The sequence below is a fragment of the Pseudomonas sp. MAFF 730105 genome, from assembly GCF_055380705.1.
On sequence record NZ_AP018438.1, the window covers coordinates 3,037,319 to 3,059,785 of the forward strand.

Genomic DNA, 22,467 nt, shown 5'->3' on the forward strand with positions numbered 1-22,467 from the left:
GGCGGACGGGTTATTTCGCCGTCGGCATCACGAACTCGGCACCCTTGCCGATGCTTTCGGGCCAGCGCTGCATGATCGACTTCTGCTTGGTGTAGAAACGCACGCCTTCTTCGCCATAGGCATGCATGTCGCCGAACAGGCTGCGTTTCCAGCCGCCGAAGCCGTGCCATGCCATGGGCACCGGGATCGGGACGTTGATACCCACCATTCCGACCTGGATGCGCCGGCTGAACTCCCGGGCTACGTTGCCGTCGCGGGTGAAGCAGGCAACGCCGTTGCCGAATTCGTGGGCGTTGATCAGGTCGACGGCTTCCTTCAAGTCGTTGACCCGCAGGCAGCCCAATACGGGGCCGAAGATCTCATCCTTGTAGATGCTCATGTGCGGTGTGACGTGATCGAAGAGCGTGCCCCCCAGCCAGAACCCATCCCCGCAACCTTCTCCGGCCTCGTTTCCTCGGAAGTCACGACCGTCCACCAACATTTGCGCACCTTCGGCGATGCCCTGTTCGATGTAGCCGGTGATGCGTTGGTGAGCTGCTTTCGACACGATCGGGCCCATTTCGGCGGTCAGGTCCATGCCATTGAGGATCTTCAGCGCCCGGGTGCGTTCCACCAGTTTCGGCATGACTTTGTCGGCGACATCCCCGACGAACACCGCCACCGAGATCGCCATGCAACGCTCGCCCGCAGAGCCGAAGGCCGCGCCGATCAGCGCGTCGACGACCTGGTCGATATCGGCGTCAGGCATCACCACCATGTGGTTTTTCGCGCCGCCCAGTGCCTGCACGCGCTTGCCCTGGCGGGCGCCGGTTTCGTAGATGTAGTTGGCGATCGGTGTCGAGCCGACAAAGCTCACGGCTTTGACTTCAGGGTGATCGAGCAGCGCATCGACCGCTGCCTTGTCGCCCTGCACGACGTTGAACACGCCGTCCGGCAAACCGGCTTCCTTGAACAGGTCGGCAATGAACAGCGACGGTGACGGATCGGTCGGGCTGGGCTTGAGCACGAAGGTGTTGCCCGCCGCGATAGCCACCGGGAACATCCACATGGGCACCATCACCGGGAAGTTGAACGGCGTGATACCGGCCACGACGCCCAGCGGTTGGCGAACGGTCCAGTTGTCCATTCCGGTCGACACTTGTTCGGTGAAATCACCTTTCAACAGCTGCGGCATGCCACAGGCGAATTCCACGATGTCGATACCCCGGGAGACTTCGCCCTGGGCATCGGTGAACACTTTGCCGTGCTCCGCCGTGATCAACCGGGCGAGCTCGTCGCGGTGGCTGTTCAGCAACTCAAGAAACTTGAACATGACGCGGGCGCGGCGTATCGGCGGTGTGTCGGCCCACTTGGGAAATGCCTCGGCGGCCGACTGCACGGCGGCATTGACCTGATCGACACCGGCCAGGCCCGCACGGCCGGTGACCCTGCCGGTGGCTGGGTTGAATACGTCTTGAGAACGCCCGGAGGTATTCGGAACGTGGCGACCGTGGATGTAGTGATCGATTGAGGCAATAGGATCCGTCATGCAGTTTCTCCGATGAGGGTGGGAACCCTCGGGAGTGTAGGAAGGGTGCGTTAGCGCGCCTAGCCGTCTAAGATTGAACTCATTGTTCACATTGACAAACAATCACCTTATGAAAAAGTCACCCCTCGACATCCCCTGGAATCAACTCCATTGGCTCACCGTGTTGTCGGAGCAGGGCAGTTTTACCGCGGCGGCACGTCGCCTGGGTGTCAGTAAGGCGGCGATGAGTCAGCATATCGCCGAGCTGGAACGGCAAGCCGGGATCGCCCTGGTACAGCGAACCACGCGCAGCGTGCGGCTTACGGATGCCGGCCGTGGCCTGGTCGAGGAAACACGCGCGGCCTTCGGTGCAATCGCCCATAGTTTTGCCAGTGTCCAGGACCTTGCACAGACGCCGCGGGGATTGCTTCGGATCACGGCCCCTGTCGCATTGGCCCGGCAGCAATTGGTCCCCAGGTTGGCGACGTTCTTTCAGGCCTATCCGGAAATCCGCGTGGAGCTGTCCATGTCGGACAACATCAGCGCCCTGGCGATGGAAGGGTTCGACCTCGCCATTCGCCATACACAGGCCCCACCGGATACCCACGTCGCCTGGCCGCTTTGCCGTACTCGCACGCTTCTGGTGGCGAGTCGCGAGTACTTGGCGCGTCGGGGAATTCCAACGGAACCCCACATGCTGGTGGGTCAGGATTGTCTCTACTATCCCCGCCAGGATCAGCCGGCCTGGCACTTCGTGCCAAGGAATGCGGCGCCTGATCATCCTCGTACCACGGTGCCGGTCACCGGCGTGTTTTCCGCCAACAACAGCGAAGCGTTGCGCGAGGCGGCACTCTGCGGATTAGGCATCGCCTTGCTGCCGGATTTCAGCGCGCAAGCCGCGCTGCGTGACGGCAAGCTCGTCGAGGTGATGCCCGACTGGGAGTCGACCGGGGCGTTCGCTTCCCACTTGTATGCCATTCGCCCTTACTCCGCCCATGTGCCACGGGCGGTGAGTGTGTTTACGGCCTGGCTGCGAGAGACGTTTGCAGAGGGATTTGTGGCGGATTGATTATGTGTCGAGGCAAAACACTTGTGGGAGCCGAGCTTGCTCGCGATAGCGGTGGATCAGCCGCCAAGGTCGTTGACTGACACCCCGCTATCGCGAGCAAGCTCGGCTCCCACAGGTCAGGTCGGGTACGTCAGAACAATTTGGTCAGCAACCAATAAAGACTGCCCGACAACAGAATCGCCGCCGGCAACGTCAATACCCAAGCCATAAGCAGGTTGCGGATCGTGCGCATCTGCAAGCCCGAGCCATTGGCGACCATGGTCCCGGCCACCCCTGAAGACAACACATGGGTGGTGGACACCGGCAAGCCGAACATGTCGGCGGCGCCGATGGTCAGCATCGCGACGGTTTCCGCCGAGGCGCCCTGGGCATAGGTGAGGTGGCTCTTGCCGATCTTTTCGCCCACCGTCACCACGATTCGCTTCCAGCCCACCATGGTGCCGAGGCCAAGGGCGATGGCCACGGCGATTTTCACCCACAGCGGAATGAACCGTGTGGAGTTGTCGATCTGCTGCTTGAACAATTGCAGCTTGCCGCTGGTATCGGCGTCGAAGTTACCGATTTTGTTCTTGTCCATCAGGCGGATGGTTTCGCTGGTCAGGTACATGTCGTTACGCACGTTCCCCACGGCTTCGGCGGGCACTTTGGCCAATGAGCCGTAGCCCTTGACCTCGGCCCCGATGGCGCCGGTGAGGGCGGCGAGGGCAGGCACCAGTTGCGGCGTGGCTTCCTTGCTGCGAACGAAATCGGAGAGGACCGCCCGGGGATCTGCCGGTGCCGGTTGCGGTGTGCTTTTTACCAGAGCCTGCTGGGTGACTTCGGCCACGGCGGCGAACTGCAAGGCTTGATCGGCAGGCATGGTGCGGTTCAACGCATAGGCCATCGGCAACGTTCCCACCAGGATCAACATAATCAGCCCCATGCCTTTTTGGCCGTCGTTGGAGCCATGGGCAAACGACACACCGGTGCAGGTGGCGATCAGCATGCCGCGAATCCACCACGGTGGCGGGGTGTTGCCTTCCGGTGCCTTGTACAGAGCGCGGTTCTTGACGAAGGCTCGCAGCGCCAACAACAGCAGCGCGGCACAGCCGAAACCCACCAGGGGCGAGAGCAGCAGCGCGTAACCGACTTTGGCCGCCTGGGTCCAGTCCACCCCGCTGGTGCCGTCACGGCCGTGCATCAGGGCATTGGCCACGCCGACGCCGATGATCGAGCCGATCAAAGTGTGCGAGGACGACGCTGGCAGGCCCAGCCACCAGGTGCCGAGGTTCCACAGGATCGCGGCGATCAGCAGGGCGAAGATCATCGCGAAACCGGCCGATGAGCCGACTTGCAGAATCAGCTCCACCGGCAGCAAGGCGATGATGCCGAAGGCCACCGCTCCACTGGACAGCAGCACCCCGAGAAAATTGAAGAACCCCGACCAGGCTACCGCGAAATTCGGCGCCATGGAGTTGGTGTAAATCACCGTCGCCACGGCGTTGGCGGTGTCGTGAAAGCCGTTGACGAACTCGAAACCAAGGGCAATCAGCAGCGCCACGCCCAACAGCAGGAACGGCGTCCAGGTGGTGACCACGGTGCCGAATTCGCCCATGTCACGCACCAGGCTGTAGGCGGTGAACAGCAGCCCGGTGGCCAGCACTGCGAAAAATACGATCAGGGTCAGCATGCTCGGCTTGCGGTTGAGCTGCGGTCTTGAGATGGGGCTTATCGAATCTGAGACAAAGGTCGGGGTGGTCATGATGACATCCGGTTCATGGAGGGAACGCAGTTCCGGCGCTCTTTGCCACTGCAGTCATGCTGCTCGTGGTGGATGAACTGCTGCCGGCATGGCGGAAGGGTTGGGTTGTGAGTACCAACGGAAATGCTATTCACGATTTGTTACGAGATGGTGACTGGCGTCAGTGAGTCAACTGATTCAAGCGAGGGTATGTAAAAAGCCCGAGTGCCCCCAATCCCTTGTGGGAGCGAGCCCGCTCGCGATGGCGGTGGTTCAGCTTGCAGGGAGGTTGACTGTGCAGCCGTCATCGCGAGCAGGCTCGCTCCCACAAGGAGACTGGCTGGCTTGCGAAAGCAGGCTTTTCGACGAAGTCCCTCTCTTCTGACTAAACAAAGTTGACGCCAAAATGATGGCTCTTTACCATTGCGCCACTATTTTGATGGCCACCCCTTCGCCCCCTCAATCTGGAAGGCTCGGACGCCCCGACCGAGCGCGAAGCGCCGTGCGTACTCCTTTTAAAATTGCTGCAACGAGACCTGATCATGGACGACCGCCAATACGCCTTGCTGGCCCGCCAACCTTCTGCTGCCCTGCAAAACCGCGAACGGTTCTGCGGCATGCCCAAGCGCGGCCTGGCGTTCCTGCTGGCCAACGTCATGTTCTGGCAACCAATGTGGGCCCAGGCCGACGGTATCGTCGTCAGTGCACCGGGCACCAGCCTCGGTCAGGCAGGCAACGGTGTGCCGATCGTCAACATCGCCAAGCCCAACGGCAGCGGTCTGTCCCACAACCAGTTCACGGATTACAACGTCGGCAGCAACGGCGTGATCCTCAACAACGCCACGTCCCGCACCCAGTCCACGCAACTGGGCGGGATCATCCTCGGCAACCCGAACCTCAACGGCGCGGCCGCCACCACCATCCTCAACGAAGTCAACGGCGGCAGCCCGAGCCAATTGCGCGGCTACACCGAAGTGGCGGGGCAGTCGGCCCACGTCATCGTCGCCAACCCCTACGGCATCACCTGTAACGGCTGCGGCTTCATCAACACCCCCCAGGCAACTTTGACCACCGGCAAACCGGTGGTGGAAAACGGTCAGTTGACGCGCTACCAGGTCGACCAGGGCAGCGTCACCATCGAAGGCGCGGGCCTCAACGCGACCAACGTCGACCGCTTCGAAATCATCACCCGCAGCGCCAAGATCAACGCCGAGATCCAGGCCAAGAACCTGACCATCGTCGCCGGTCGCAACGACGTCGATGCCGCCAGTCTCAATGCCACCGCCCGTGCCGACGACGGCAGCACCAAACCGCAACTGGCCATCGACTCCTCGGCCCTGGGCGGCATGTATGCGGGGGCGATCAAGCTGGTGGGTACCGAGGCCGGTGTCGGCGTGAAGCTGGACGGTAAATTGATCGCCAGCGGTGGCGATATCCAGCTCGACGCCAACGGCCATCTGAGCCTGGCCGACACCTCAGCCACCGGCGCGGTCACCGCCAAGGCCGCCAGCGCCAACGTGCAAGGGGCGGTCTACGGTGCCAGCGTCAACATGCAAACCAGCGGCGCACTGGATGTGCAGCAGAACATCGCCGCCCGTGACCGGATCAGCTTGAGCAGCGGCGGGCAGTTGACCAACAACGGCGTCATCGAAGCTGGGGTCAATGCGGACAACACTCGCAATGCAGGGGGCGATGTCAGCCTCACCGCGCAGAATCTCAACAACAGCGGCAAGAGCGTGATCGCCAGCCGCAACCTGACGGCCAACGTGGCGCAAACCCTGAACAACCAGGGCGGGACCTTGAGTGCCGGACAGGCATCGACTGTAAAAGCCGGGACCCTGGATAACCAGAACAACGGCCGGGTACTGAGCAGCAACATGCTGAGCGTCAGCGCCGACACACTGCTCAACACCCAGGGCACCGTCAGCAGCAATGGCAACCTCACGGCGAATATCGAGCAGTTGAATAATAACAGTGGCCAACTCAGCAGCCTGGGCAACGTCACGGTGCGCGTCACTTCGCTGGATAACGTGGCGGGCTTGGTGGCGGTCGGTCAGGTGCTGGACATCAATGCCAGCGGCCAGGTGAACAACCAGAATGGGCGCCTCAGCGCAAGCAAGGATGTTCAACTGACGGCCGCTTCGCTGGATAACACTGCTGGACGTTTGCTCACGGACGGCGCGCTCACCGCCAGCATTTCGGCGCAGTTGCTCAACCAGGCTGGATTGCTGTCATCGGCCGGGCTGCTGAGCGTCAATGCGGGGAACCTGGACAATCGCCAGGGATCTCTTTATGCCCAGCAAGGCTTGGATGTGAGGCTGAGCGGGCAATTGCTCAACGCTCAGGGCAGCTTGAAAAGTGACGCCACGGGTAGCGTCAAAGCGGCGGGGATGAATAACGACGTTGGTCAGATCTCCAGTGTCGGTGCCTTGAACGTCGACAGCACTGCGAACCTGAGCAACCTGGGCGGCAGTGTGATCAGCAGTGATACGCTGGTTTTGAACGCGGGGCAGGTTAATAACGCCAATGGTCGCATCGCCAGCGCGAAGGCCCTGAATGCCACCGTGACCGGCCTGGATCAACGCAGCGGCCAGCTCTTCAGCAATACCAGCGTTTCTCTCGATCTCAGCCATGGGCAGTTGAATAACCAGGGTGGGCTGATCAACGCCCCCGGCAGCTTGTTGTTGAAGAACCTGGGTGCAGTCAATAACCGCGACGGTGAGATATCCAGCGATGCGGCGTTCAGTCTGATCGCCACAAGCCTGGATAACAGCGCAGGCTCGATCATCAGCCAGCGAAGCCTCAACCTGGTTGTTGCTCAGGCATTGAACAACGCCAAAGGCCTGGTCTCGGCCAAGGGCCTTGAGCTGCACGCGGCCAGCCTGGACAACAGCGCTGGCAACCTGAGCAGCGACGCAGACCTGAGCATGAGTGTCGACGGGACGCTGATTAACCTCAGTGGCCAGATGTCCAGTGCAGGCCTGACCCGCCTCAACGCGATGGCATTGGATAACGGCAACGGCCAGATCCTCGGCGACAAGGCTTTGAGCATCACCCTGGGCGGCGCTCTGGACAACCGCAAGGGCGTGCTCGGTTCGGCTGAAGCCGTGGATATCACCGCGGCCAGCCTGAATAACAGCAACGGCGGGCAGTTGATCAGCGACGGTACCCTGACCGCACGCATAAGAGGTCTGTTGGACAATCAGAACCTGGGTGAAGTGGCCGCCAAGGGCACGGTGGATCTACAAGCCGCTGTGCTCGACAACCGTGGTGCACGCATCCGCGCCGACAAGGCGTTGCAGTTGACGGTCGATCAGCTGGATAACCGAAACAGCGGCGTCATCACGGGCAAGACCAGCCTCAACGTCGAAGGCTCGCACCTGGATAACAGCGGTGGCTTGCTGACGAGCGTCGGTCCGCTGACCCTGAAGGTCGGCGAAGTGCAGAACGGCCTCGGTCGTATTTCCAGCCAAAGTGATTTGACCGCCGTGATCGGTGCCCTGCAACAGCAGGGCGGCGAGCTGATAGCCCAGGGTAATTTGAGCTTGACCGGCAACACGCTTGATAACCGCAACGGTGGCCTGGTCGGCACCACAAAAGCGCTGGACCTGCACGTTGGGCAGATCGATAACCGCGCGGGGGAGATATCCGGTGCGCTTGGTTTGAAAGTCGGCGGACAGCGGCTCGATAACAGCGATGGCGGCAAACTCATTGCCGGCACTGATCTTGAGCTGAAAGTCGCTCAACTGATCAACCAGAACAGCGGGCTGATTCACACCCAAGGCAGCATGATGCTGCGCGGCGACACGCTGGACAATACGGGCGGTGCGCTCAACAGCCTCAACGGTCTGGTGATTACCCTCGATAACGCTCTGTTGAACGGCGAGGGGCTGATCAACAGCGAAGGCGAGTTGACCGTGAATACGGGCACGCTCGATAACACCGCCGGTGGCCTGAGCAGTGCAGCCGCATTGTCGATTGTCAGCAACGGTGGTTTGATCAACCAGGGCGGCTCCATCAGCACCGATGCCGCTCTGACCCTCAAAAGCACTCAACTGGACAACAGCCTGAACGGCCTGGTCTCGGGCAAGACCGCGGCCCAGGTCACCACCGGCGCTTTCGACAACAGCCAAGGTGGACGCCTGACCTCGGGCGGTACGCTCACGGTCACCGCTGCCAAGGTGAACAACGCTGCCGGTCGTATCGCCAGCAGCCAAGCCCTGACCGCCTCGGTTACCGGGCTGGATCAACAGCAAGGGGAATTGTTCAGCAACACCAACCTGAGCCTGGACATGAACCAGGGCCAATTGAACAACCAGGGCGGTCTGATCAATGCGTCGGGTGCGCTCCTGCTGAGCAATCTCAAGGACGTTAACAACCAGAACGGTGAAATTTCCAGTCGGCAAGCGTTCACCCTGGCCGCGCGTTATCTCGATAACGGCGGTGGCAAGTTGCTGAGCAATCAAGGGCTGGTGCTGAAGACGGCGCAACTGCTGAACAACGCCCGAGGAGTGATTTCGGCGGCGTCGCTGGACAGCCAAAGCGCCAGCCTGGACAACAGCGACGGCCTGATCAGCAGCCTTGGTCAGCTCGACCTGACGGTCGATTCCACAGTCGACAACCAGCGCGGCTCGGTGGTCGCCGACGGTGCACTGTTACTGGCGGCAGATCGCCTGGACAACCGTGCCGGGAGCATTGCGGGCAAAGCTGGGCTCCAGGCCACGGTCGATACCATGGACAACCGCCAAGGCACGTTGGTCAGCGCTGACGCCTTGAAGCTAGAGGCGGCCAGCCTCGACAATCGCCAGGCCGGTCTGGTGGGCGCAACTAAAGCGTTGGAAATCGACGTCGATCATCTCGACAACCGTGGCGGTGAGTTGTCGGGTAACGGCGACGTTACGTTGCTCAGCCAGAACCTCGACAACAGCGATCGCGGCCAGATTCTCGCCGGACAAGCGCTGAAGCTGACCGTGGACACATTGCTCAACCGTAGCAAGGGCTTGCTCAGTGCCAAGACCGAGTTGAGGCTTGATGGCGGCTCCCTGGACAACAGCGGCGGTTATCTGGTCAGCCAGCAGAATCAGCGCATGACCCTGAGCCGCGACCTGGTCAACAATCAAGGCCAGCTCAGCAGCGAAGGTGCGCTGAATGTCAACGTGGCCAACCTGACCAACACCGGCGGCAGCTTGTCCAGCGCCGGCGACCTCACTGTGAACAGCCAGGGACGTATCGACAACCTGGGCGGCGAACTGGTCACTGACAGCGCGTTGTTGCTCACCAGTACGGCGCTGGATAACCGCCAACAGGGCAATATCAGCGGCAAAGGCGCAGTGAGTGTCACCACCGGCGCCTTCAACAACAGTCAGGATGGGCGTCTCAACAGCGGCTCCACACTCAATCTCAAGGCTGCCCAAGTCACTAACCAAGACGGTGGGCGCATCGGCAGTCAAGACGCGTTGACCGCCTCGGTTGCCGGTCTTGATCAGCAGGGGGGCAAGTTGTTCAGCAACACCTCGCTGAGCCTGGACATGAACAACGGCCAGCTCAACAACCAGAACGGCTTGATCAACGCGCCCGGTACGCTGCTGTTGAAAAAACTCAGCGGCGTGGACAACCGGGGCGGTGAGATCTCCAGCGGCCAAGCCTTTACCCTTGCGGCGCAAAACCTCGAAAACGATAACGGCCGGGTGCTGAGCAGTCAGGGCTTGACCCTGCGCATCGCCCAGGCGCTGAACAACGTCAGAGGCATGATCGGTGCGGCAACCCTGGATGCCCAGGCACAAAGCCTGAATAACAACGGTGGCACGTTCACCAGCCGCGGTAATCTCGATCTGACAATCGATAACCAGCTGGATAACCAGGCCCAGGGCCTTATCAGCGCCGCGCAATTGCTTACGCTCAACAGCGGGGACCTGAATAACCAAGGCGGCAGTCTGTTGGCGGGCGGTGCGTTGGTCCTCAATGCCATGGCGCTGAACAACAGCGTCAACGGCCTGATCAATGCTCAAGGTGACCTGACCCTCACTGCCGATTCGCTGGACTCCAGCGCTGGGGGCGAGGTGTCAGCCAAGGGTGACGTGAATCTCACGCTCTCGGCGCTGACTCAGGAGGGCGGTCGACTGCTGGGCGAGAAAGCCGTCACGCTGAACCTCGGTGGCAGCGATCTGAACAACCGCAATGGCCTGATCACCACCAAAGGCCCGCTGACCCTCAACGGCTTGCGCAACCTGAACAACCAGGGCGGTGAAATCTCCAGCAGCCAGAGCTTCGACCTGCGCGGCCAGACACTCGATAACAGCGGCGGCAAGCTGATCAGCAGTCAGAACCTGAGCCTCGATGGTACTGCGCTGGTCAACCAGAACGGCTTGATCTCCGGGTGGCAAGGCCTGCTGGTCAACGGCGCCAGCCTGGACAACCGCAACAACGGTACGCTGTCCAGCCGCAACGGTAACTTGAGTCTCTCTCTGCTGGGCAACCTGCTCAACAGCAATGGCGGCGCACTGGTGAGCCAGGGCAGTCTGGGCGTACTCGCTGTTTCGGTGGACAACAGTCAGCAGGGCATCCTAAGCAGTGCTGGGGCGCAGAACCTCAATCTCAGCGGCGCCCTCGATAACGGCCAGGGCGGTCTCATCGACAGCGGTGCCGGCCTGACCATCAAAACCACGGCCATGAATAATGCCGGTGGTTCGGTCAATGCCCAGCAGACACTGACCCTCAAAACCTCCGACCTGAACAACAACCTGGGTGGCTTGATCGGTAATGCAGCGGTCAACCTGAACCTCAATGGCGTCCTCGACAACAGCGGCGCCAAGCTCGCCAGCGGCGGGCCGTTGAGCGTTCAAGGCGCGACGACAATCAACAACCAGGGCGGCCAAATTGCCAGCCAGGGCTTGCTGACTTTGCTCACCGCTGGCCTGGACAACCGCAATCGCGGCACCGTTGCGGCCAATGATCAACTTACCCTGACCGCCACGGGCACGGTGCAAAACGACGCCGATGGCTTGATCTACAGCCAGAACGGCGGCGTGCAGATCGACGCCGCCAGCTTCACCAACGGCAAGGGCACGGTGCAGAGCCAGGGCGCCATAACCCTGACCGTCACCAACGACATCGACAACCAGAGCGGACGCCTCCAGGCCAAGGCCGGCGACCTGATGGTCGTCGCCCGCGACCTGGACAACCGTGGCGGCGTGCTCGCCAGCCTGCAAGGTTTGCTCACCACCCAACTGAGCGGTGTGCTGAAGAACGGTTACGACCTGAACAACAACCGCCAGGGCGGCATCACCCAGGCTCAGCGCCTGAACCTCATTGCCCTGGGTGGCCTCGACAACTACGGCGGGCGAATCTCGGCACAGACCGGCGATGCCATTGTCAGCGCCCGCAACTTCGACAACCGCAACGGTGGGCTCTACGCGAAGGGCAAGGTCAGCGTTACCGCCAACGATTTCGACAACAGTGGCGACAATCACGGCCAGATCGCCGGTAGCCAGATCGATCTGAATCTGACCGGGGCGCTGAACAACCGCCTGGGCATCATCGAGAGCGACAGCACCCTGGCGATCAGAGCGGCGAGCGTTGATAACCAGACGGGGCAGTTGCGTGCATTGGGTACCGGCGGCAAGACCGATTTCCAGGTCGGCGGCCTGTTTGACAACCGCAACGGCAAGGTAGAAACCGCCAACAGCGACCTGATCCTCAACGCCGCAAGCTTCCAGAACCTGGGCGGTAGCCTGTTGCATGTCGGCAGCGGTACCTTCGATATTTCCACGGCCAACATCACCAACGCCGGCGGCAGCCTTGTCACCCGCGGGGGACTGACGCTCACGGCAGACAACTGGACCAACAGCAGTGTGATCCAGGCAGGGCGGCTGACCGTCAACGTCAACAACCTGACCCAGACCAGCACCGGGCAGTTGCTGGCGTCCACCAGCCTGGTGGGCAACGGGGGTAACTGGACCAACGATGGTCTGATCGCCAGCGATGGTTCCATCAGCCTTGCGTTGGGGGGCAGTTATGGGGGCAACGGGCGGCTGTCGAGCCTCGGGGGGATCGACCTGACTGCGGCGCAACTGAACCTGAATGCTTCTTCCAGTATCGCCGGTGGGGATGACTCCACTGTAAGGGTAAGCGGGCAACTGACCAACGCCGGACGCCTGACTTCCGACGACGACTTGACGGTGGAGGCCGGCAGCCTTGTCAACTACGGCACCCTGGGGTCTGCGCTGAACCTCGTGTTGAAAACACCGTCGCTGCTCAATGATCGTGGCCTGATCTTCAGTGGCGCGGACATGACCCTTAAAGCCGCTGACCTGACCAATCGGAACGGCAACCTGTACGGACTTGGCGATGTCGTGATCGGTGGTTACGGCGCCGCCGCGCGCGCTGCCGGTGTCCGCAATATTGCCGGTGCAATGGAAAGCGGTGGCACCTTTACGATCAACGCTGATGCGTTCCAGAACCGTACCGAAGGAGACTTCGCCTCGGGTGGACGCAAGTTGCTGTCAGGCTTTATCGCCAACATTTGCAATGACTGCCGAGGGGACTACTACACCTTCACATTGGCGCTTCGTGAGGTTTTCGAGAGCATCGACAACGACACCAGTGCTTCGGCGTTGCTGACAGCCGGCAAGAATCTGATTTTCCAGGGCGGCACTTTTCTCAATAGCAAAAGCACCGTCAGTGCCGTTGGCAACATCAATATCACGGCTGACAGCTTTCAGAACATCGGCTCGCAGAACGGCAAAATCGAGCGCACGCGCACTTATCAGGTCGCAGGCATGAGCGACGGTGGCACCGATCGGTTCTTCACCAACGTCCTGACCCCTTACAACCAGAGAAACAATCCTGATTTCCCCTACGTGTATTACCTCGACCTGGATGGTGGTATCCACAAAGCCATTCCCACGTCAGCCCATGTCAGGGAAGGCGGGCGAGAGGGGGAAACCTATGAAGTGGTGTCTCTAAAGGACAGCCAGACGGGACAGGTTGTCAGTGCCCGTTTTGGCTACAACATCGTGTTGCCCGGATTGAAATATGGCTTCGAAACTTCGACGCCATCCCGATACGATCCGAATAACCTGGCTGAAGCACCGGACTTGTCCCCGTACAAGTTGCTCAGCGACATTGAAGTCGCCACAGACAGTTCCGGCGCTGCAAGCATGGCTGGTAGTCGTAACGCCGTTGTCCAGGCGGGTGGTAGTGTTTCGATTACCGCCACCCAGGATCTGCAGAACAGTGTCATCCATCAGGACTACGGCATCAGCGGTGGGACGAACAAAGTTGCCGATACCAAGGCAACCGGCGTCGCAACCACGGTCGTCAGACTCAATCGTCAGCTGCCACCCGATCTCTCCCAGCAACAAGTGAACCCGCTGAGTCTTCCGGGCTTTTCCTTGCCCACCGGGCAAAACGGACTGTTTCGCTTGAGTGGGCAGAATGGTTCGGCTCAACAAGTCGCCCAGGTCAACAGCGGTCCGCAAAACTGGAGCATGGGCAGCGCTTCGGTCGACACTGGCCGGGCGCCCCAGGGCTTGCCGGACACTCAGTCTCGAAGCGTCCAGATTGCCGGTGTCACTCCAGTCGTCTCTGATAGTCAGCAACTGACGCCGATCAACCGTCAAACCGTTATCGGTCACATCAGCCCCAGCGCGCTTGATGCCAGTCCACCTATCGAAGGTAGCGGCCACTCTATTCCAATGCCCGCCCGTGGCACGGGGGCCAACACGGCCACCCATATGTGGCCGGTGCGCTCCGACGACAGCGGCCTGATCCGACCGATCGGTAGTGTTCCAGTTGCGGGCAATCCCGTCGTCGCTACTTCAGTAACGGGCCAGCAACTGAGTCGCGTCAAAGGGCTGCCGGATAACGCGTTCAAAACCAGCCCGCAGAAATACCTCATCGAAACCAACCCAGTGTTGACCGAGTTGAAGCAGTTCATGAGCTCGGATTACTTGCTCTCCAACCTGGGCTACAACCCCGATGAGAGTCAGAAACGCCTGGGTGACGGACTTTACGAACAGCGCTTGATCCAGCAAGCGGTTGTCGCCCGTACCGGCCAGCGCTACATCGACGGCCAAACCAGCGACGAAGGCTTGTTCAAGTACTTGATGAACAATGCCATCGCCAGCAAGGACGCCCTCAATCTGTCGGTGGGTGTGAGCCTGACTTCAGAGCAAGTCGCTGCCCTGACCCATGACATCGTCTGGCTCGAAGAGCATGAGGTGAATGGCGAGAAAGTCCTGGTGCCGGTGCTTTATCTGGCCCAAGCCAACAATCGCCTGGCCCCCACCGGCGCGTTGATCGCCGGCCAGGATGTGACGTTGATTGCCGGCAGAGACCTGATCAATGCCGGTACGCTTCGAGCGACTGACAACCTGTCTGCCCTGGCAGGTCAGAATCTCGCCAACAGTGGGCTGATCGAGGCCGGCAACCGTCTCAACCTGCTGGCGGGCAACAACATCATCAACGGCGCCGGGGGCATCATCAGCGGACGTGACGTCAGCTTGAAGGCGACCCTGGGCGATGTCATCAACGAGCGCACCGTCACCACTGAAAACGACAGTCGGCGGCAGGACTACATGGACAACGCGGCCCGTATCGAGGCTGCCAACGACTTGGACATTGGCGCAGGCCAGGACTTCAAGAACATCGGCAGCGTCATGGTCAGCGGTCGTGACACCCGGATTGATGCAGGTCGGGATGTGAGCATTGTCTCTGCCCAGCAGGAGAGTGCCAGCAACAACGGTATTCGCAAAAGTTCGGTGACGCAGTTTGGTTCCAGCGTGGATGCCGGTCGCGACGTCATCGTGAATGCCGGTCGGGATTTCAATGCCATCGCCAGCAAGATCGGCGCCGATCGCAATGTGGCACTCACCGCCACCGAAAACATGACAGTCTCCTCCGGCGCGGATGAAACCCACTCTTACTACAAGACGAAGAAGGTCACGGCCCAGGAAGACCACGTCAAGCAGATCGGCAGCACGATCAGCGCGGGTGAAGACGTCACGATGAAGGCCGGAAAAGACCTGGCACTCATCTCAAGTCGCATCAGCGCCGGAGACGAAGCCTACCTGGTGGCCGGCGACAAACTTGAAGTGTTGGCGGCGCAGGACTCCGACTACTCGCTGTATGACAAAAAGAAGAAAGGGAGTTTTGGCAGAAAGCAAACGCGGCATGACGAGGTCACCAAGGTCACTAATGTAGGCAGTGAGATCACCACCGGTGGTGATCTGACACTGCGTAGCGGGGATGACCAGCGTTATCAGGCTGCCAAGCTGAATAGTGGCGCTGATCTGACGTTGGAAAGCGACGGTTCAATTACTTTCGAGGGCGTCAAGGATCTGGTCCAGGAAACCCATACAAAGAGTAATTCCAGCATGGCCTGGAACTCGATGAAGGGTAAAGGACACACCGACGAAACCTTGCGCCAGAGTGAATTGGTGGCTCAAGGGAACTTGGTCATCAAAGCCGTCGACGGCCTGAATATCGACATCAAACACGTCAATCAGCAAACCGTCAGCCAGACCATCGACGCCATGGTCAAGGCAGATCCGAAGTTGGCATGGCTCAAGGAAGCCGAACAGCGTGGGGACGTCGATTGGCGCCGCGTGGAAGAGATTCACCAGAGCTTCAAGTACTCGAACTCGGGGCTCGGTGTGGCTGCTCAGATGGTTTTGGCAATCGCACTGGCAGTGGTCACAGGCGGGGCAGGGGCTGGCTTGGTAGGGGCGACGGCAGGCACCTTCTCAGCTGGTTTCGCCAACGCTGTGCTGATTGCCGTGGAAACCCAAGCTGCCAACAGCGCCATCAGTAACAACGGCGACCTGGGCGCGGTTCTAAAAGATACCTTCAGCAGTGATAGCCTCAAGGGCTATGTGGTTTCAGGCATGCTGGGCGGCATCGGTAGCAGCAGCCTTGGTTATGATCCGACCAAGCTAGGATTCGACCTGAATAGTGCAGGTCAAGTCATCCTCAAGACGGGTGCGGACACGTTGGTCCAGACTGCTATTCAAGGTGGCAGCCTGGGTGATAACTTCGTCAATAACCTGCTGGGGGCGGTTATTGATATTGGTGGTGCGGTTGCCGCCAATAAAGTTGGCAACCTGACTTTGGCTGAAGGCAGCCCGACCAAGATTGCTGCCCACGCACTTGTGGGTGGCTTGAAATCGATGGCCATGGGCGGCGACTTCAAGACCGGGGCCCTGGCCGGAGGCGCCAACGAAGCGCTCGTGGGTTATCTGGCAGAACTGGTACTGCCCGAAGGGTACGATCCAAATCGCCCGGGAGCCGATCAGGCGAAAGCCAATCTGTCGGCGATGTCACAGCTACTGGGTGTACTCACGGCGGTCGTCTCAGGCAGCGACCCCAGCATTGCCGCGAACATCGCTGCCAATGCAACCCAGTACAACTATCTGAGCCATTCCGACCTTGAGCGGGCGGGAAGCAAGCTACAAGGTTGTGGAAGTGACCGCTCATGCATAGACGATGCATATACCACCTACCACGAGTTGAGCGAGCGGCAGACGCTGGAGGCACTGGTCAGCTGCGCTCAGAACGTAGCTAACTGCACAAGCATTTCATCGGTGGATGCGGAGGTACAAGCGAGGAAACAAGCACTTCGTGATCAGATGGACTCTGCATCACCTGAAGCCCGCCAGACCTATGAGTTGTTGATCGCAGAGAACAACGAGTTCCAAAACCTTTTGGCAGGGGCGACCACAGAGCATTCGGCCAAGGCAGTGGCGGATGTCCTGGTTTCGAAATGGGGGATAAGCCCGGAGTATGCTAGCGCTATTATTGCTGGCACTGTAACGCTTGCGGTTGGATTGGCTGCTGGTCGGCCGGGGCGCGGAAGTGTTAAACCTGCTGGAGAGGGGGGGCAGGTTCGCCGAAGTGGGATACCCCGACCTCCCGAGGGGATGGTGATTTCGGCTATTTAAATCAAACCCCTAAATATGGAGTAAATCCCAATTATCTTGAAGAGTTAACTGCAAAGGGTGTTAAATTTAGCCCTGAGAATATCGTTGCGACGACTCGCAGCCAGAGTGGGCAAATTGTGTTTCTGGAAACGGGTAATCTAAAAGCCGGGTTACAACATATAATTGAGGAGCATGGTAGCCAGTTCGTTCAGATGGGAGTGTCGGAGGCTCAGATTCCTAGCGTCGTGATGAGAGCGGTTTCTGAGGGTAAGCTCATTGGTTACCAAGGCTCAGGGGGCGGGCGACCGGTTTATGAGTTAGATATTAATGGAAAGCCGCAGCGGATTGCGGTGACTGTTGGTAGCAACGGCTTTGTCGTCGGTGCGAACCCAAGAGGTAGCGTTAAATGAAGAATATAAGGTTGATGGCGGATTATCACTGTTATCCGCTTTGGAATATGTCCCTGGAGGAGTATGGGGATGTGGCACCTAGCGAACTCCCTATTTCTGAGGAGTTGCAGTTAAGGCTATTGGCATGGGCTGCAACGTATGATGAAACACTAGATGTTGATTATCCTCCGAATTCTGGGTTCAAGAGCAGAGAGCTAGAGCAAGAGTTCAAGAGGGAAGGGGAACGACTGGTTGAAGATTTGAAGATTGAGCTTGGGCCGGACTTTTGTATTTCTCTGAAGGTTAATTAAAGAAAAAAGGGGGCAGATTTATTTTTTAATCCTCTGCTACTCTGAGAGCTTCCACGGACGGAGGCTTCAGATATGCCCAGAATGGGACGTATTGTTTTACCGAATTACCCGCACCATGTTGTACAGCGTGGCCATAACCGTCAGGTGGTATTTGCGGTGCCTGAGGATTATCAGCGCTATCTCGCGGATCTGCGGGAGCTAAAGGATGCATTCGGCGTGAAGGTCTACGCCTATTGCCTGATGACGAATCATGTCCATCTATTGCTAGCTCCAGGGGAGTCGATCACTGGGCTAGGGCTATTAATGAAAGCCCTAGCGGCGCGTGCGACACGCTATCGCAATCGATTGGAGGGGCGTGTAGTGCAGTCGGATGCCTACTTGCTTGCCTGTTGTCGTTACATTGAATTGAATCCTGTACGTGCTCGTATGGTTGCTGATGTCGCAGACTATCCGTGGTCGAGCTATCGAAGCCGGACGGGTGATGAGCCTGATAGCTGCTGGTTGGATGCTGATCCATGCTTCGCTGCTTTGGGTGATACCGCGATGGAGCGGCGTCATCGGTACGAGGCGTTTGTACGGCAAGCGATTCCGGGTGATCAGATTCAATTGATCCGCGATGCTTTGCATCGGGGTCAGCTGACGGGTACAAGTCGATTCGTCGATGAGGTAGAGCGGATCGTTGGAGTGCGGGTAGAACAGCGAGGGCAGGGCCGCCCAAGGACAGCGTCGGGGAAAATAAATCCGCCCCCTTTTTCTTGTTTTATTCTTTTCGTTTATCTTATTTGTATTTAAGGGTTAAGTAATGGAGGGTGTAAAATTAGTTGATAGTTTGGCTCCAGCGATAACTCGTGGGCAGATATTTCGACTCCCGGCTCGATGGCCGTACGAGGAAATTGTAGAATTCATGGTTGTTGATATTCCTGACGAGCAATATGGACATTCTATTGCCGTTGCCTCCGGTAATAAGGCTGGCCTTTTAGTGGTGCGCCTGCCTGTTGAAAGTTGCTTTTCAGGTGCTCGAGAGATCTCAAGAGAGTGGCTGATCGAGAATTGGGCTAAATGGGTATATCCCGACTGTCCTGTCGACAATGTTTATTTGTTTAAACAAGCGGATGTCCCTTCTAATTTGATAGCGCGTTAGTAAAAAAGCAAAAAGGGAACGGGTTCTGAGGGGGGCGAATTTTCGAAGAAATCAAGAAGTTGGAATAAGGCAGGATGGAAAGGAAAAGGGTATATTCACCCAGGATAACAGTTGGTCCTGTGTGCAAGCCTTAAATTAGAGGGGCGTAACGTGGAGTTGAAGTTCTATCATGCAGCAATGGGGTTCCACCCAATAGCTGGAGATGTGTTTCATCCGGTAGCGGAAGTTACTCCTGGGCAGGATAATATGGAGCGCTATGAGCTTTATATCTGTAGTGTTCTTGGCGCAATCGCCCAAACCCCAAAACGTTGTGATCAGTTGCTGGCTTTTCTCGCTTCGGTTGAAGGCGGTTCACAGGAGTCGGCCAGTGTAGGAGGGAATGATGTCCTGTTGAATATAGACGCCTCAGGTGTACAGGTCGATATCCTAGTTAACGACGACTGGATTAGACAGCCAGAAAGCAGATTTACCTTGCAGGAATGGCGGACGATCCTTGAGAAATGGAAGTACCTTCTGGAGTTACCCAAAGGCTCTGATGAAGTTGTAATCGTGAAATTGCCTTAGTCTCAATCTCTATTGTCTGAGAGTGAAGCGGGCGACCTTGGATCGCCCGTTTGCATTATTCGGCAACCTGCTCCCGCAACCGCCTCCCAATCACATCCATCACATCACACCCATCGCGTAATGCAATCGTCAGCATTTTACAAAAGTCAGAAAGCACCACCGTATCCGAGCTGATCTCCGAACGAAACGCAATATTCTCCAACACCTGGGTCACGCTACGAATACGGTAGTCGGCAGTTTCAAAGAGGACATCGAGCGGTGCTTCGGTGTCGATGAGCAGGGTTGCCGGTATGCAGTCGATACCGGTGATGGGTATGTATCTGTTCATATAAGAGTCTCAGTGAATGGATGACTCTCTGTAGTGCAGGTCGCCAAACCTGGTCGCCATTTGGGCGACGAGGAAAAATATAGACCTCCCCGCCAAACCACTACAAGCCACCACTTTCCCACCTTCACGTAGGAATTCGCCCCAATTACCGTTGATGTCGATCGAGGTTGCGTAGGACCCGGCAAAGCACACGACTGCTGCGCAGCCAAGCGGGAGCGAGCTCCCTCGCCACGGGAGGAGCAGCGGTCTTGCATGGGTGTTGGATGTGCTGCCGTCTTCGCGAACAGGCCAGCTCCCACAGGGATTGGCGTCATAGCCGATGTAGTGATCAGTCCACGACCAGGGTGGGAGCGAGCCTGCTCGCGATAGCGATATCCCAGCAGCTTCGGGCTCGCCCCCGCATTTTGTGATCTATAGTTTCCAGCAAACCCATCGGCAATCTGCCTCGCACGGACGCCGCAATAGACTCCTGGCATCTCCTTGAGCCCAAGCTCCGGCGGGTGCCCGCTAACCTGAAGTGCTGATACAACGCAGGGAGCACAGCATGCAGTTTCAACGGCCCCATGGATTGAGGTTGGTCACCGGCATCACCCCGTCGACGGACGCAGCCTCGGGGGGCGTGGGGCGGGGGCTTCGACGTGGGCTGGCTCATGTCAAGGAAGCCTACGTTCTGTTTCCGCTGCTCGCCGTCCTGCTATTGCTGGCCATCTGGATGACGACCTTCTACCTCATCAACAGCGAGCTGGCGCGTGCCCGGGACAACGCCGCCACGGTCAGCCAGGAAATCAGCGCCACTTACGAAGCGCAGATGTTGCGGGCGGTTCACGAGATCGACCAGACCCTCAAGCTCGTCAAGTACACCTACGAGGCCGAGGGCAAGCGCAATCCGCTGCCCCGGCTCAAGGAGCGGGCGTTGTTGCCGCCGGCCCTGTTGTTTGACGTGAGTGTGGTCAACGCGGACGCAAAGCTCGTGGCCAGCACCCGGGCCAATGAAACGGGACCGGTCAGCGACCCGGATGAGCTGCGAACGCTGCGCAACAACGATACGCTGCTGATCAGCCACCCCTGGAAAGACCCTTCGACGGATGAGTGGCGGCTGCGCTTCAGTCGCCGCCTCGATGCGCCGGATGGATCGTTCTCGGGCGTTGCCAGGGTCGAGGTCGATGCGGCCTATTTCGCCAGCAGTTATGACACCTCGAAGCTCGGTGAACGGGGTGTGCTCGGGCTGCTGGGCACCGATGGGGTCTTTCGGGTGCGGCGCACTGGCGAGTCGATCCAGGCCGGCGATGCGGTCGATTATGGGGCGCTGGTCCCGGACAGCGAGGACACCCAGGCGCAGCTGTTGACCAACAGTTGGGACGGGGTGCGGCGCTACACAAGTGCCCGTCAGCTCTATGACCTTCCCCTGGCGGTGATTGTCGGGTTATCCGAAGAGGAACAACTGGCCGCGGTCACCGAGCTGGCTCACACCTATCAGTGGCGAGCCGCTGGAGGCAGTCTGTTACTGGTGTTTCTGGTGGTCTTGCTGAGCCGGATGAGCTGGCAGCTTGCACAAAGCCGTTTGCGCACCGCCGAAGCCCAGACCCAATTGGTCGCCGTTGCCCGTCAAGCGGGCATGGCCGAGATCGCCACCAACGTCCTGCACAACGTCGGGAATGTGCTCAACAGCGTGAATGTTTCCGCCGAAGTCCTGACACAGAAACTGCGCACCAGCAAAGCCCTGGGGCTGAACAAAGCGATGCAGTTGATGAACCAGCATGCCACGGACCTGGGCCACTTCCTCGTTGAGGACGAGAAAGGCAAGTTGCTTCCGGGGTATTTGAATCAGGTGACGGAAGCCTTGGCTGTCGAACAAAAAAGCATGTTCGATGAACTTGAGCAACTGGCCAAGAGCATCGATCACATCAAGGAAGTCGTCGCGGCCCAGCAGTCCTACTCGGGCGTATCCAGTCTCTGTGAGAGCGTCCAGGTCGAGCATTTGCTGGAGGACGCATTGCGCATGAACGCCAGCATTATCACCGCCCGTCGGGTCACGGTACTGAAGGAGTTTTCGGCAATGCCCACCGTGCAACTGGACAAGCATCGAGTGCTGATGATCATGGTCAACCTGATCAAGAATGCCAGCGGTGCGATGCTCAACATGTCGGATCGAGCGCCGCTGATTACCCTCCATGCCGAGCTGACGCCAGAGCAGAAGTTGATCATCCAGGTGATCGACAACGGGGAAGGTATCGCCGAGGAAAACCTGACGCGCATTTTTGCCCATGGCTTTACCACCCGCAAGGAAGGCCATGGTTTCGGTTTGCACAGCTGTGTCCTGGCGGCGATGGAAATGGGCGGTGTGCTGAAGGCCCAAAGCGACGGGCCGGGGCAGGGGGCCACATTCACCCTGGAGTTGCCCATCACGGCCTTGAGCCAGGCAACCGTTGCATGATCCGGGCACGCAGAGTTTTGTCGTCTACAATTCGGTCATGGTATTGAGCCGACGTCATAAGGACTGGAACGAATGATGGCAATTCCT

10 protein-coding genes are annotated in these 22,467 nt (G+C 58.9%); 7 read left to right on the forward strand and 3 right to left on the reverse strand.

The features are described 5' to 3' along the window. Positions 1-10: 10 nt before the first annotated feature. On the reverse strand, positions 11-1,528 hold the full coding sequence (locus tag PCOSP_RS13480) for a CoA-acylating methylmalonate-semialdehyde dehydrogenase (RefSeq protein ID WP_464711661.1): 1,518 nt from the start codon (positions 1,526-1,528) through the stop codon (positions 11-13). 109 nt (positions 1,529-1,637) lie between these two features. On the opposite strand from PCOSP_RS13480, the gene PCOSP_RS13485 reads away from it, so the two are divergent. After that, on the forward strand, positions 1,638-2,576 hold the full coding sequence (locus PCOSP_RS13485) for a LysR family transcriptional regulator (RefSeq protein WP_464711663.1): 939 nt from the start codon (positions 1,638-1,640) through the stop codon (positions 2,574-2,576). 130 nt (positions 2,577-2,706) lie between these two features. On the opposite strand, the gene PCOSP_RS13490 is transcribed toward PCOSP_RS13485, so the two are convergent. Further along, positions 2,707-4,317: an inorganic phosphate transporter gene (locus PCOSP_RS13490; protein ID WP_139642487.1), complete on the reverse strand. Its 1,611-nt coding sequence runs from the start codon at positions 4,315-4,317 to the stop codon at positions 2,707-2,709. A 521-nt stretch (positions 4,318-4,838) separates the two neighbouring features. Between PCOSP_RS13490 and PCOSP_RS13495 the strand changes: the two genes are divergently transcribed. The 5 genes from PCOSP_RS13495 (at position 4,839) to PCOSP_RS13515 (ending at position 19,618) form a co-directional block, all read left to right on the forward strand. After that, a complete protein-coding gene (locus PCOSP_RS13495) occupies positions 4,839-17,234 on the forward strand; it encodes a two-partner secretion domain-containing protein (protein WP_464711664.1) in 12,396 nt (4,131 codons plus the stop codon). 385 nt (positions 17,235-17,619) lie between these two features. Continuing rightward, positions 17,620-17,913 (forward strand): hypothetical protein, encoded by a 294-nt coding sequence (locus PCOSP_RS13500; protein WP_464711666.1) that lies wholly within the window; start codon positions 17,620-17,622, stop codon positions 17,911-17,913. 72 nt (positions 17,914-17,985) lie between these two features. Continuing rightward, a complete protein-coding gene (locus PCOSP_RS13505) occupies positions 17,986-18,705 on the forward strand; it encodes a transposase (protein ID WP_464711668.1) in 720 nt (239 codons plus the stop codon). Between the two features lie 10 nt (positions 18,706-18,715). Continuing rightward, positions 18,716-19,054 (forward strand): Imm45 family immunity protein, encoded by a 339-nt coding sequence (gene imm45, locus PCOSP_RS13510; RefSeq protein ID WP_464711670.1) that lies wholly within the window; start codon positions 18,716-18,718, stop codon positions 19,052-19,054. Between the two features lie 150 nt (positions 19,055-19,204). Beyond that, on the forward strand, positions 19,205-19,618 hold the full coding sequence (locus tag PCOSP_RS13515; RefSeq protein ID WP_464711672.1) for a hypothetical protein: 414 nt from the start codon (positions 19,205-19,207) through the stop codon (positions 19,616-19,618). 55 nt (positions 19,619-19,673) lie between these two features. Here the strand turns inward: PCOSP_RS13515 and PCOSP_RS13520 are convergent, their stop codons facing one another. Beyond that, positions 19,674-19,946, reverse strand: a complete 273-nt coding sequence (locus PCOSP_RS13520; RefSeq protein WP_464711673.1) for a hypothetical protein — start codon at positions 19,944-19,946, stop codon at positions 19,674-19,676. Positions 19,947-20,490: 544 nt separating this feature from the next. Here PCOSP_RS13520 and PCOSP_RS13525 point away from each other — a divergent pair. Next, positions 20,491-22,380, forward strand: a complete 1,890-nt coding sequence (locus PCOSP_RS13525; protein ID WP_464711675.1) for an ATP-binding protein — start codon at positions 20,491-20,493, stop codon at positions 22,378-22,380. The last annotated feature ends 87 nt before the right edge of the window (positions 22,381-22,467 follow it).

Bases quoted from the DNA above. Each gene is read 5' to 3' on its own strand.
- PCOSP_RS13480 (WP_464711661.1), bottom strand. From the start codon at position 1,528: ATGACGGATCCTATTGCCTCAATCGATCACTACATCCACGGTCGCCAC.
- PCOSP_RS13485 (WP_464711663.1), top strand. From the start codon at position 1,638: ATGAAAAAGTCACCCCTCGACATCCCCTGGAATCAACTCCATTGGCTC.
- PCOSP_RS13490 (WP_139642487.1), bottom strand. From the start codon at position 4,317: ATGACCACCCCGACCTTTGTCTCAGATTCGATAAGCCCCATCTCAAGA.
- PCOSP_RS13495 (WP_464711664.1), top strand. From the start codon at position 4,839: ATGGACGACCGCCAATACGCCTTGCTGGCCCGCCAACCTTCTGCTGCC.
- PCOSP_RS13500 (WP_464711666.1), top strand. From the start codon at position 17,620: ATGAAGAATATAAGGTTGATGGCGGATTATCACTGTTATCCGCTTTGG.
- PCOSP_RS13505 (WP_464711668.1), top strand. From the start codon at position 17,986: ATGCCCAGAATGGGACGTATTGTTTTACCGAATTACCCGCACCATGTT.
- imm45 (WP_464711670.1), top strand. From the start codon at position 18,716: ATGGAGGGTGTAAAATTAGTTGATAGTTTGGCTCCAGCGATAACTCGT.
- PCOSP_RS13520 (WP_464711673.1), bottom strand. From the start codon at position 19,946: ATGAACAGATACATACCCATCACCGGTATCGACTGCATACCGGCAACC.
- PCOSP_RS13525 (WP_464711675.1), top strand. From the start codon at position 20,491: ATGCAGTTTCAACGGCCCCATGGATTGAGGTTGGTCACCGGCATCACC.